Annotated in this window: 12 protein-coding genes; 11 read left to right on the forward strand and 1 reads right to left on the reverse strand. The window is 31.3% G+C overall.

What is annotated here, in order from left to right:
• Positions 1 to 19 precede the first annotated feature (19 nt).
• From dinD to ACIQ06_RS02660, 11 genes are all read left to right on the forward strand, one after another.
• Positions 20 to 874 (forward strand): DNA damage-inducible protein D, encoded by an 855-nt coding sequence (gene dinD, locus ACIQ06_RS02610; RefSeq protein ID WP_396143746.1) that lies wholly within the window; start codon positions 20 to 22, stop codon positions 872 to 874.
• Positions 864 to 2,165, forward strand: a complete 1,302-nt coding sequence (locus ACIQ06_RS02615) for a restriction endonuclease subunit S (protein ID WP_396143747.1) — start codon at positions 864 to 866, stop codon at positions 2,163 to 2,165. The genes dinD and ACIQ06_RS02615 overlap by 11 nt, the downstream gene beginning before the upstream one ends.
• A complete protein-coding gene (locus ACIQ06_RS02620) occupies positions 2,152 to 3,147 on the forward strand; it encodes a virulence RhuM family protein (RefSeq protein ID WP_396143748.1) in 996 nt (331 codons plus the stop codon). The genes ACIQ06_RS02615 and ACIQ06_RS02620 overlap by 14 nt, the downstream gene beginning before the upstream one ends.
• Positions 3,144 to 6,251, forward strand: a complete 3,108-nt coding sequence (locus ACIQ06_RS02625) for a type I restriction endonuclease subunit R (RefSeq protein WP_396143749.1) — start codon at positions 3,144 to 3,146, stop codon at positions 6,249 to 6,251. Before ACIQ06_RS02620 ends, ACIQ06_RS02625 begins: the two co-directional genes overlap by 4 nt.
• Before the next feature lie 395 nt (positions 6,252 to 6,646).
• On the forward strand, positions 6,647 to 7,570 hold the full coding sequence (locus ACIQ06_RS02630; RefSeq protein ID WP_396143750.1) for an Abi family protein: 924 nt from the start codon (positions 6,647 to 6,649) through the stop codon (positions 7,568 to 7,570).
• Positions 7,571 to 7,673: 103 nt separating this feature from the next.
• Positions 7,674 to 7,970 carry a hypothetical protein gene (locus tag ACIQ06_RS02635; protein ID WP_396143751.1) on the forward strand — a complete coding sequence of 99 codons (297 nt, stop codon included), beginning with the start codon at positions 7,674 to 7,676 and terminating at the stop codon, positions 7,968 to 7,970.
• A gap of 27 nt (positions 7,971 to 7,997) precedes the next feature.
• A complete protein-coding gene (locus ACIQ06_RS02640) occupies positions 7,998 to 8,192 on the forward strand; it encodes a hypothetical protein (RefSeq protein ID WP_396143752.1) in 195 nt (64 codons plus the stop codon).
• Between the two features lie 95 nt (positions 8,193 to 8,287).
• Entirely contained in the window at positions 8,288 to 8,575 is a 288-nt protein-coding gene (locus ACIQ06_RS02645) for a DUF6922 domain-containing protein (RefSeq protein ID WP_396143753.1), read from the forward strand.
• Between the two features lies 1 nt (position 8,576).
• A complete protein-coding gene (locus ACIQ06_RS02650; RefSeq protein ID WP_396143754.1) occupies positions 8,577 to 9,344 on the forward strand; it encodes a nucleotidyl transferase AbiEii/AbiGii toxin family protein in 768 nt (255 codons plus the stop codon).
• A gap of 1,763 nt (positions 9,345 to 11,107) precedes the next feature.
• Complete coding sequence (locus ACIQ06_RS02655) at positions 11,108 to 11,530, forward strand: DUF6943 family protein (RefSeq protein WP_396143755.1); 423 nt, start codon at positions 11,108 to 11,110, stop codon at positions 11,528 to 11,530.
• Between the two features lie 28 nt (positions 11,531 to 11,558).
• Positions 11,559 to 11,738, forward strand: a complete 180-nt coding sequence (locus ACIQ06_RS02660) for a hypothetical protein (RefSeq protein WP_064715057.1) — start codon at positions 11,559 to 11,561, stop codon at positions 11,736 to 11,738.
• Positions 11,739 to 11,765: 27 nt separating this feature from the next.
• On the opposite strand, the gene ACIQ06_RS02665 is transcribed toward ACIQ06_RS02660, so the two are convergent.
• Positions 11,766 to 12,698 carry an ATP-binding cassette domain-containing protein gene (locus tag ACIQ06_RS02665; protein ID WP_396143756.1) on the reverse strand — a complete coding sequence of 311 codons (933 nt, stop codon included), beginning with the start codon at positions 12,696 to 12,698 and terminating at the stop codon, positions 11,766 to 11,768.
• Between the last annotated feature and the right edge of the window lie 4 nt (positions 12,699 to 12,702).

A 12,702-nucleotide genomic window follows, 5' to 3' on the forward strand; every position in this document is an offset into this window, starting at 1 on the left:
AAGAAAAGAAATAAAAACTATGGAAAAGAACACAATCACAAAACTAAATAAACGATTTGAAGAGTATGCATATGAACAAGACGGTATAGAATACTGGTTAGCTCGAGAATTGCAAGATCTTTTAGGATATGCCGATTGGCGTAACTTTGTAAACGCAATTAACAAAGCAAAAGAAAGTTGCGAAACCACTGGCGAAGCGGTTTCTGATCATTTCGTTGACGTCACCAAAATGATAGAATTAGGTAAAGGAGGAAAACGAGAAGTAGAAGATTTCATGCTTACACGATATGCCTGTTACCTGATTGCCCAAAATGGCGACCCAAAGAAAGAGCAAGTTGCTTTTGCTCAAAGTTATTTCGCCATTCAAACCCGAAAACAAGAGTTATTAGAAGAGCGTATTCAACTTATGGAACGTTTGCAAGCTCGTGAAAAACTAGCAGCTACCGAAACCGAACTTTCTAAAAATATTTACGAACGAGGTGTTGACAATTCGGGTTTTGCTAGAATAAGAAGCAAAGGCGATTGGGCCATGTTTGGAGGGTACAACACCAGCGATATGAAACGCAAATTAGGCATAAAAGAAAATAGACCTTTAGCTGATTTCTTGCCAACTATTACTATTACAGCCAAGCAATTAGCAACAGAAATCACTAATTTCAATGTAAAGAAAAACAACCTGAAAGGCGAAAACACGATTACTACCGAACACGTTAAAAACAACAAAGACGTAAGATCGTTACTAGGAAAAAACGGCATTAAACCCGAAGAATTACCAGCAGAAGAAGACATTAAAAAACTAGAACGCCGCGTAAAAACCTTAGACAAACAAATAGCTAAGAAAAACCTAAAAGGTAAAAAGGATAATGAAGAATAAAGCAAACTTTTTAGAAAAATTATTAGATGGTGTTACCGTGGAATGGAAACCTTTGGGTGAGATTTCTGAACTTTACAGCGGACTTTCAGGTAAAACCAAAAAAGATTTTGAAGATGGAAATGCTCAATATATTTCATTCAAAAACATCTATAATAATATTGAAATTGATTTTAGAAGAGATGATAGAGTGAAAGTTTCTTCAAACGAAAATCAAAACACACTCAAGTATGGAGATGTTCTATTTACAGGATCTTCTGAAACTCCAAATGATGTTGGTATGTCTTCATCTGTAACAACCAAACTTGACCAAAATATATATTTAAATAGTTTTAGTTTTGGACTTCGATTTAATGATGATATTTTAATAATTCCAGAATTTTCAAAATATATTTTTAGAAGTGATTTTATGCGTAAATCTATTGCAAAAACAGCAAGTGGTGTAACACGTTATAATATTTCTAAAACAAATTTTAAAAAAATTCAATTCCCAATTCCATGCCCAAATAATCCAAAAAAATCACTCGAAATTCAACAAAAAATAGTTGCAATTCTAGATACGTTTTCAGAGCTTACAGCAGAGCTTACAGCAGAGCTTACAGCAGAGCTTACAGCACGAAAAATGCAATATAGTTATTATAGAGAGAAGTTGTATTCCTTCGATAAAAACAAAGTACAACATTTACCTTTGGGTGAAGAAAGTATTGGCAAATTTATTCGTGGTGGTGGTTTGCAAAAAAAAGACTTTACTGAAACAGGAGTTGGTTGTATTCACTATGGACAAATCTACACTTACTATGGGACATACACAGATAAAACGAAGTCTTTTGTTTCTGAAGAGTTTGCTAAAAAAGCACGTATGGCTAATTATGGAGATTTAGTCATTGCGACGACAAGTGAGAATGACGAAGATTTGTGTAAAGCAGTAGTATGGTTAGGAAATGAAAAAATAGCAATCAGCAGTGATGCTTGTTTTTACACTCATAATTTAAATCCTAAATACGTTGCATATTTTTTTCAAACGCAGCAATTTCAAACACAGAAAATGCCATACATAACAGGCGCAAAAGTTAAACGTGTAAATGCTGATAGTTTAGCAAAAATAATTATTCCAGTTCCTTCACTAGAAGAGCAAGAACGTATTGCTATGATTTTAGATAATTTTGATACTCTTACTAACTCAATTAGTGAAGGATTACCAAAAGAAATTGCGTTAAGAAAAAAACAATATGAGTATTATAGAGATTTGTTACTAACATTTCCAAAAGATAGTATAAAAAATGGAAAAGAATAAAAATACAAATACAGAATTTATCATCTTTAAAACAGAAGATGAAAATATTTCGGTAGATGTTCGTTTAGAGAATGAAACAATCTGGCTTACACAAGATCAAATAGCGGCTTTGTATGGCATAGAACGTCCAGGAATTACACAGCACATCAAAAACATTTTTACAGAAGCCGAATTAGACGAAAAATCAGTTAGTAAGAAATTCTTACGAACTGCCGCCGATGGCAAAAACTACAATACCAAACATTATAACTTAGACATGATTATTTCGCTGGGTTATCGGGTAAATTCAAAAATAGCTACACAATTTAGAATTTGGGCAACCAAACGATTGAACGAATACATTCGCAAAGGGTTTACCATGGATGATGAACGCCTCAAAAATTTGGGCGGAGGCAGTTATTGGAAAGAACTTTTGCAACGCATCAGAGATATTCGTGCATCCGAAAAAGTATTTTATCGTCAAGTTTTAGATATTTATGCTACAAGTATTGATTATGACCCCAAAGCTGATGTTTCAATTGCCTTTTTTAAAAAAGTACAAAATAAAATTCATTTTGCTGTACACGGACAAACCGCAGCCGAAGTAATTTTTAACCGTGCAGATGCCGAAAAAGAATTTATGGGTTTGATGACTTTTTTGGGAAACCAACCTAATTTAAAAGAGATAACCGTAGCCAAAAATTATTTAAATGAAAAAGAACTTCGGGCATTAGGACAAATTGTTTCGGGTTATTTAGATTTTGCTGAACGTCAAGCCGAACGTGAAGAAACAATGACAATGAAAGATTGGGCAACTCATTTGGATCGTATTTTAACAATGAGCGGAGAAAAATTATTACAAGGTGCAGGCAACATAAGCCATGAAAAAGCCATTGAAAAAGCGACCAACGAATACAAAAAATATCAGCAAAAAACTTTAAGCGAAGTAGAAAAAAACTATCTAGAAAGTTTAAAGGCAATAGAACAAAAAACGAAAAGATGAATTATTATAAAACCATAGCAGAGTCAAACAATTTTATTGTTTTAGATACTTACAATAAACACTCAGAGGTAAATGAGCCACCAGCAGTTTATCAAACCGAAGCGGCTCTTGAAAAAGAATTTATCCAAGATTTAATCAATCAAGGATATGAATATGCTTCAAACCTTACCACTATCGAAACAATGTTGGCAAATGTAAAAGTACAATTGCAAACGCTCAACAACATGGAGTTTACAAATAACGAATGGCTTCGTTTTGTGGAAGAATATTTAGACAAACCAAGTGATAATTTGGTTGAAAAAACAAGAAAAATTCATGATAATTACATTTATGATTTTGTATTTGATAATGGTCGCATTCAAAATATTTATTTAGTCGACAAAAAAAATATAGTTCGCAATAAAGTTCAAGTAATTTCCCAATTTGAACAAAAAGGTACGCATGCCAATCGATATGATGTTACTATTTTAGTTAATGGTTTACCATTGATACAGGTAGAACTAAAAAAACGTGGTGTTGCCATTCGTGAAGCGTTTAATCAGGTGCATCGCTATACCAAGGAGAGTCTTAACAGTACTAATTCTCTTTTCAAATACGTGCAGATTTTTGTAATCTCAAACGGCACGGATAGCCGCTATTTTGCAAATACTGTAGAACGAAACAAAAACACCTTCGACTTTACCATGAATTGGGCTAAAGCCGATAATACATTAATCAAAGACCTTAAAGATTTTACAACAACTTTTTTCGATAAGCGAACACTATTAAATGTACTGCTAACCTATTCGGTTTTTGATACGAGTGATACATTGCTTATTATGCGACCATATCAAATAGCAGCAACCGAAAGAATGTTATGGAAAATAAAAAGTTCTTTCGAATCAAAAAAAACATCAAAACAAGAAAGTGGCGGTTATATTTGGCACACCACAGGTTCGGGTAAAACACTAACCAGTTTTAAAGCGGCTCGTTTAGCTACGCAACTCGAATTTATAGATAAAGTATTCTTTGTAGTAGACCGAAAAGATTTGGACTTTCAAACCATGAAAGAATATCAACGCTTTTCTCCTGATAGTGTAAATGGTTCAGACAGTACTGCAGGTTTAAAACGAAATATTGAGAAAGATGATAATAAAATTATTGTCACGACTATTCAAAAGCTAAATAACCTAATGAAAACGGAAAGTGATTTAGCCATTTATAATAAGCAAGTAGTTTTTATTTTTGATGAAGCTCATAGATCGCAGTTTGGGGAAGCTCAAAAGAACTTGAATAAGAAGTTTAAAAAATTCTACCAATTTGGTTTTACAGGAACACCAATATTTCCACAAAATGCTTCAGGTGCAGAAACAACTGCCAGTGTATTTGGTCGTGAATTACATTCGTATGTAATTACCGATGCCATTAGAGATGAAAAAGTATTAAAATTCAAAGTAGATTACAATGATGTTCGTCCACAGTTTAAGAGTTTTGAAACAGAAATAGATGAGAAAAAATTAACAGCTGCCGAAAACAAAAAAGCATTTTTACATCCTGCTCGTATCAAGGAAATTTCAATATATATTCTAAAGAATTATAGAATAAAAACACATAGAAATCAAGGTGGAAATAATGGGTTTAACGCCATGTTTGCTGTTAGCAGTGTAGATGCAGCAAAATGTTATTATGAAGAATTAAACCATCTGCAAAAAGACAGTGAAAAACCATTAAGAATTGCAACTATATTCTCTTTTGCACCCAATGAAGAACAAGCTGCTATTGGGGAAATTCCTGATGAAAACTTTGAGCCATCGGCAATGGATGTTAGTGCAAAAGAATTTTTAACAAAAGCTATCGATGACTATAATGCCATGTTTAAAATGAATTTTGGTATTGATGGTAAAGGTTTTCAAGACTACTATCGTGACCTTGCTAAAAGGGTAAAGAGTAAGGAAGTTGACTTAATCATAGTAGTCGGTATGTTTCTAACTGGGTTTGATGCACCAACTTTAAATACTTTATTTGTGGATAAAAATTTGCATTATCATGGGTTAATGCAAGCATTTTCTCGAACCAACCGTATATATGATGCTACAAAAACATTTGGTAATATTATTACATTCCGTGATTTAGAAAAAGCGACTGTTGATGCCATAACTCTATTTGGAGATAAAAACACTAAAAATGTAGTTCTCGAAAAAAGCTATAAAGAATATTTAGAAGGTTTTACAGATATTGCTACAGGAGAAGCACGTAGAGGTTTTATGGATGTGGTAAATGAATTAAATCAAAAGTTCCCAAGTCCAGATGAAATTATTACAGAAAAAGATAAAAAAGAGTTTTCAAAACTTTTTGGAGAATACCTGCGAGTAGAAAATATTTTACAGAATTACGATGAATTTACCAATCTAAAAGCATTCCAAAAAATAGATGTAAACGACGCAGTAGCTGTTGAAGCTTTTAAAGAAGCTTATTATGTAACAGACGAGGAAATAAATACGATGCAAGAAATAAGCTTGCTACCAGAACGAACCATTCAAGATTATCGCTCAACCTATAATGATATACGTGATTGGTTAAGACGTGAAAAAAACGGCAAAGAATCAGAAGAATCAACTATTGATTGGGATGATATTGTCTTTGAAATAGACCTGCTTAAATCTCAGGAAATAAACCTTGATTATATTCTTGAATTAATTTTTGAACATAACAAAAAAAATAAAGATAAAGCTAGTTTGATTGAAGAAATCCGCAGAGTGATTCGTGCCAGTATAGGAAACAGAGCAAAAGAAGGTTTAGTTGTAGATTTCATAAATGAAACAGATCTCGAAATCATTCAAGATAAAGCAAATGTTATAGATTCCTTCTTCAAGTATGCACAAGAAAAACAGAAAAAAGAAGCCACAGCATTAATCACAGAAGAGAATTTAAATGAAGAAGAAGCAAAAAGATACATTACATCATCTCTAAAGCGAGAATTTGCAAGCGACACAGGAACGGAACTCAATACCATTTTACCAAAAATGAGTCCTTTAAATCCTCAATATTTAACAAAAAAGCAAAGTGTTTTTCAAAAGATTGCCTCATTTGTAGAGAAGTTTAAAGGTGTTGGTGGGCAATTGTAGAAAGCTATAATTAAGTTTAGCAAATTAATTAGAATTTATTATAGATGGAATGTTTACAGTTACACTTAGAAGACCTTTTGATTATGAAAAGTGGGTAGAAAACCCGATGTCGCGGATTTGCAATCCCGATGTCGCGGATTTGCAATCCGTGACTTCAAAATATAGTAGATAAAATAATGAATAACCTCAATTCCTTTCTTGAATTGAATAAATAGGAACATGGTTAAGTAGAAATGGAAAGTATTAAAATAATTAATTTGGAAAGTATTAAAAATAATTTGTACTTTTGCACCAACAGTACACACCACGCTACCCTTAAGAACAGCGTCCCAGGGTGTGTCTTTTGCTTTTTATAAAGATAAATTCACACCCCAAATCAAGTAAAACTACTTGTTTTGGGGTTTTATATTTTAAATATGTTTGAAAAAAATGCAACTTCAATTTCACAACAAATTGAAATTTTAAAGAGTAGAGGTTTGATTATTAGTGATACTTCTTTTGCAGAACATCAGTTGGCTAATATTAGTTATTATCGATTAGGTGAATATTGGTATGTAATGCAAGATAATAAGGAAAATCATACTTTCAAGCCTAAAAGCAGGTTTGAAGATATGATGTCTCTATATAATTTTGATAGAGAACTTCGCTTTTTACTCTTTGACGTTATTGAACGTATAGAGATTAGTTTAAGAACTAAATTAATATATCATTTATCTCATGAGTTTGACCCTTGGTGGTTTCAAAATTTTGAACTGTTTCAAGATAGTCAAGCATTAGTTAAAACACTTTCAAATTTGCAAGAAGAATTAGAAAGAACAAAAGAACCTACTATAAAAAGTCATAATCAAAAGCATAAAGATGACAAACGATTTCCTCCATCTTGGAAATCATTAGAGCAGACCAGTTTTGGTTCTTTGTCAAAGTTATATGGAAATTTAAAAAACACAATCAAGTCAAAAGACATAATTGCGGAAGAATTTGGAGCTGTAAATCATACTTATTTACCAAGTTGGTTACAATCTATATCACAAATAAGAAATTTTTGTGCACATCACTCACGGCTTTGGAATAAAAATTTACCGTCAACTTTAAGACTTTTATCAAAACCTCCTTATAAATGGATAGCAGATGTTCCTAATCAAAATGATTTTAAATATTTATATATCCATTTATGTTTAATGAAATACATGTTAAATATAATTGAGCCTGAAAATATATTTACAAAAAGACTTAATGCTTTATTCGAAAAATATTCTAATGTAGATCCAAATGCTTTAGGTATGAAGTCTAATTGGCAGGACGAAGATTTGTGGAAATAGCTTATAAATAAATTCCTCATCCTACCACGCAATCTCCCAATGTCGCGGATTTGTAATCTATAAAAAAATAAACGAATTAAACAAACCAATAAATCACAAACGATTGACCAATGCAGAAAAATTAAGACAACCATTTGATCAATTACAAATCAAACTCTCTGCCGAAGATGAAGCAGCAATTGATTTTAGAAACGATTTATTACATGGAAATATTCTAATGAATAATGAAACGACAAGAACTAGTAAAGAGATTGACAATAAAATGCTCTATGCTAGTGCTAAATTATATACTTTAATAAGCAAACTAATTTTAAAAAATAGTGGGTATTCTGGCTATGTAATAAATTATGGTAAACTCTATAATAAAACATCTAATGAAGAGTATTTTGAAGAAATATAATTAAAGCTAAATCCTAAAATTAAGAAAATGATGAATGTAAAAGAACTTGAAAACACTAAATTAGAAGTATTGAAAATTGAAGTTAATTGTCTAAAAATACTATCTGAAAAGTTAAATAAAAACGATTACAATAAAGATATTGAAACCATTTCACGAAGAGCAAATGAATTGAAAAGCGAAATAAACGAATTACTTAAATTGTCAAGTAAAACATCAACATAGATAATTAAATAAAAAATTTATACTTTTGTATAATATTATAATGATAATCAACACATAGGAGTTATATTGGTACTATATTTGATTTATATTAAATAATGAAAAACAAAGTAAACATAGCGACAATTTTTCCCAAACACCTTTTTTGGGACATGGATTGTGATAAGTTAAATCTTGAAAAAGATAAAGCCATCATTATCCCAAGAGCTATGTATGCAACAACTCCAGATACTTTTGAGCAAGACATTAAAAGATTAGAGCAATTATATACTCCAAGAGTTATTGTAAAATACCTTAAAAACACTAAAGAAAACATCAGCAACAAAGTTTGTGTTAGTGTGGCAAAAAGGTATAAAGTAGAACCTTTTCTTCGTTATTCGCTCTAAAATGAGTGCAGTTTCTCCAGCAATCGTCAAAACTATTCTTCAATTACAAAGTTTGCCATCGTTAGCCAATTTCAGTTTAGCAGGTGGAACAAATTTAGCATTACAATACAATCATAGAATTTCAGATGATATTGATTTATTCTGTCCTGAAATTATTGGATTAGAAGGATTTAATAAAATTCAAGAAGAGGTAAAAGCTAGTTTCGGAAAGAATGCTAGAAATTTTGATAACCCATGTGATATAAATGATCAATATTCTTTTTTAAGATTTTTTATTGACAGTGACGATGGAACAATGATAAAAGTTGATGTTTTACAAAACATGAAACATCTTTTCGAAATTGAATCTATCAATGACATCCGATTATTCAGTAAAGCAGATATTGGTTTATACAAACTAGTTAGTTTGTCCAATCGTTCTACTAAAAAAGACATCTACGATTTAGATTTTATAACTGATGAAATCAAATTAAGCACACTATATGAAATGTTAAAAGAAAAAGCTGAAAAATTCAATAAAGAAGACCATAAAACAATTTTTGATTTAGATAAAAACCAATCTGTTTTAGACAACCTTGAACTACTGATTAGCTTTGACAACATAACGGCTTCTTCAAAATTTCCAACACATACACATGATAATATAAAGATTTTTGAAGGTAGTAAAACTTGGATAGAAGCCCGAATAAGTTGGCGTTTCAAAGTAAGAGCTTTATATGGCCATTTGGGAATAGATTTTCCAAAACCAAAAGGGATTGATATTTCATAATCATTATCTCATTCTTCTGCACAAAAATTGCTCCTAGTCCAAGTATTCCTAGCATCAATTCTTTGTTTGCTTCATTTCACTAATTTCATTTCATAATAACGTGAACGTACTTTTTCGCTTAGTGGTAGATTCCTGTTTTAGTTTTCAGTTGCCACTCCTTCCCAACGCTCCAAAAAAAATTACTGTCATGGTTATTGGTGCAATAACACGTATGCTTCGCAACTCATGCCAGTAATTTTTTTCCCAAAGCTTCTTTACATAATGTTGCATTATAGGGCATTGAAAGCGTTTTTATTGTTTTTTTGGTTTTTCAATGCCCTATAATAACATTATGTAAAAAAGCCGCACGGCCAACGCGCAAGGCAGCGGCTCCAGGACAACTTTTTTTATTGCTTCCTCGCACCGGCCTGCAATAAAAAAGACCATCCTTCACCGCTGCCATCACCAATCGTCAGTGTGTGTTTTTAGCTCTGTTTTTGAATTTTTTCTTTTTCTTTTATCTGTAAAGTTTTGGGCTTTTATTCTATATACTTTGCGCTCACATAGGATAGTATTTGCATTGCTTTTGTAAGTGTATAAAAATGCTTAACAACATTTGAATTTAAAAACAACATCAAGAAATAAGCATTTTTATACACCCACAAAATCAAAAGAGGACAGCAAGAGTATTATTTTTTTTTGCCAGAACCATCACAGTAAATTGGTTTCACGATGGCCTGATGCCTTAACCCATTCCAAAACAACTATTCACTAATCACTAATTACTAATCACTTTTAGTAAGGCATCAATCCATCATAAAACCAATCAGAACATCCCAATAAGCAAATAAAAAATAATACACTTGCTCGCGCTACTGCCATTACGCACTCGGTAGTATAATGCATTGTTTTTTGAAGATGCTTTCCATTTTCAAAACAAATATTCTTCTGATTTACAAATCCGGTTTACAATAGACGCACAAAGCATCCTCAAAAAACAAACCAACTAAAGAGTATTGAATTTTAAAACAGGATAAAAGCATTGTAGTTGATTTGCCGTTGGTTATTTATCCTGTTTTAAAATTCAATACCCTTTAGAAGACGACCTACTTTCAATTCCAAATCTCGTAAACCACAACAATCTCGGATTCAACTCAGATTAAACAACAACTTTGATAGGAAGTTTCAATAAAAAAAATTAAAAAATAGGAAAGTGTTTGCATTTTTTTTGAATATGCTTCACATTTTCATAAGATAAATTTCTGCAAACTGAGCACTGCGACTGCCAACTGACTTACAAGCATCCTCAAAAAACAAAACCACTAAAGAGTATTAAATTTTAAAACAGGATAAAAGTATTATAATTGATTTGCCTTTGGTTATTTATCCTATTTTAAAATTCAATACCCTTTAGAAGACGACCTTATTTCAAAAGACAATCCCAATTAGTACAACTTCTTCCGATTCAACTCCGATTACATAACAATTATGATTTGATATTTCAAAAAAAAATAAATAAAAAAAGAGAGCAAAGATAAGTTCCAGGTATACAAAAAAGCAAGTTCAAGCCCTACCGGGTTTCGGATAAAATCTCCACCTTAACAGGTAGTATTTTACTCGAAAAACTTGCTTTTTTGAAACCCTCCACTAGACTAACGGCTTTCTTTTTTTCTTTTTTTTCTTTTGAAAAAATTTAATGGGCGGAGCGTAGCGAGGCACATCTGCATTTCATAAGAAACACTGCAAAAAATTGAAAATTAATTTAATTTTTTAAAGCCGAAGCCATGATGAATTTTATCGTTAAAACCCACAAGAAGAACACCATTTACCAAAAACCACATTTTTTTATTCTAAATAAAGGAATGAATAGCGGAAAACCACAAAAAGAACCATTTACGAACAGCTTTGTAATCTTATTCGATTGTAATGAAAATTGCGAAAATGTTTTCTGGGTAGCATACAGTCTTTGGAAATCTAAATTTTGGCATCAACATTTAGTAGGTTCAGTAATTTCATTTTTAAGGTTAAATGATTTTAAAAAGGATTTTTTTCCAAAATCTAAAGTAATGATGGAAGAACACGAAGAACATTTAAAGCATGTTGCAGCTCTTAAATTACTTGATTTAAAAGAAAAACAATTTCACGAAAATATAAATTTAATCAACGATATGCGTAGAGTTATCGTACATCGTTACAGTAACAGATAATTTATTTTCAATCCTTAAAATCAATTCTATGAGTGTATTTTTATTATTTCAAACCGATAGTTGGAAGTCAAAAGCATCAAGAGTTTTCTTTGGAGCTTTTGATAGCAGAACAAAAGCATTAGATTATGCAAAATACAACGATTTGTATTGGTATAATTCAGAAGTTGTAGTTGTTGAGGTTGTACTTAATCAATTTGGAGAAGTTTAAAATCAAAAAAGCCAGTTTAAACTGGCTTCATGATTTCAAAAAATATTCACTATAAAAATTATCTGTTTGCATCAATTGATTATGAGAGCCAAAATGAGTAATTGTTTTATTATCTAATACATAAACTACATCAGCAATATTTTTTAAAGCATTTAGTCTATGTGAAATAAAGAAAATAGCGCAACTTGGCTTAATTTTTTGAAACAAATCCATTGTGAAATTTTCTGTATTTCTATCCATCGCAGAAGTAGCTTCATCTAAAATTAGAAATTGTGGCTTTTTATACAAAACCCTTGCTAGAGCAATAATTTGCTTTTGCCCGCCACTTAAATTTATGCCTTCCTCTCCAAGAATAGTTGCTAAACCTTGTGGCAATTGATTGAAGTAAACATCAAAACCAAACTCTGTGAGAAAAGAAACTATATTTTCAGATGTCTCTTCTTGCCCTAGTAAAATATTATCAACCACATTTTCATTAAAAATGGTAACATCTTGCGGTACAACTCCAATTAAATTTCTATAACTTTTTAACTCAATATCATTCAGTTGATAATGATCATTAATCCAAATCTTTCCGTTCTCAAAATTATAAAAACGCTGCAAAATTTGTCCTAATGTACTTTTTCCACTACCGCTTTCTCCAACTATGGCAGTAAATTTTCCTTTTTGAATTTCTAAATTAATACTTTTAAATAATTCACTTCTTCCTGCAAAACGAAACGAAAGATTTTGAATTGAAATTGAATTAATCTCATTTATTGACTTTCCATCTTCTTTTTCTTTTTCAATCGATGCAAATTCATACATCCTATTAAAGGCAATTTTTGCTTCATTAATCGGAATAGATATCAATGCCAAGTTAGCTATGGACGGCATCAAAGAACTTACAATTCCCAAAATAGCCATCAATTCACCTAGTTTAATTTCTTTATTAAAGACCTGAATAGAAGTATAAATCAAAACA

Origin of the sequence: Flavobacterium sp., assembly GCF_044341265.1 — a bacterium.
Classification (GTDB): Bacteria; Bacteroidota; Bacteroidia; order Flavobacteriales; family Flavobacteriaceae; genus Flavobacterium.

What these genes read in the sequence shown, in the direction of transcription:
- ACIQ06_RS02640 (WP_396143752.1), top strand. Translation starts at nt 7,998, where the DNA reads ATGATGAATGTAAAAGAACTTGAAAACACTAAATTAGAAGTATTGAAA.
- ACIQ06_RS02660 (WP_064715057.1), top strand. Translation starts at nt 11,559, where the DNA reads ATGAGTGTATTTTTATTATTTCAAACCGATAGTTGGAAGTCAAAAGCA.
- ACIQ06_RS02620 (WP_396143748.1), top strand. Translation starts at nt 2,152, where the DNA reads ATGGAAAAGAATAAAAATACAAATACAGAATTTATCATCTTTAAAACA.
- ACIQ06_RS02650 (WP_396143754.1), top strand. Translation starts at nt 8,577, where the DNA reads ATGAGTGCAGTTTCTCCAGCAATCGTCAAAACTATTCTTCAATTACAA.
- ACIQ06_RS02645 (WP_396143753.1), top strand. Translation starts at nt 8,288, where the DNA reads ATGAAAAACAAAGTAAACATAGCGACAATTTTTCCCAAACACCTTTTT.
- ACIQ06_RS02615 (WP_396143747.1), top strand. Translation starts at nt 864, where the DNA reads ATGAAGAATAAAGCAAACTTTTTAGAAAAATTATTAGATGGTGTTACC.
- ACIQ06_RS02655 (WP_396143755.1), top strand. Translation starts at nt 11,108, where the DNA reads ATGATGAATTTTATCGTTAAAACCCACAAGAAGAACACCATTTACCAA.
- ACIQ06_RS02625 (WP_396143749.1), top strand. Translation starts at nt 3,144, where the DNA reads ATGAATTATTATAAAACCATAGCAGAGTCAAACAATTTTATTGTTTTA.
- dinD (WP_396143746.1), top strand. Translation starts at nt 20, where the DNA reads ATGGAAAAGAACACAATCACAAAACTAAATAAACGATTTGAAGAGTAT.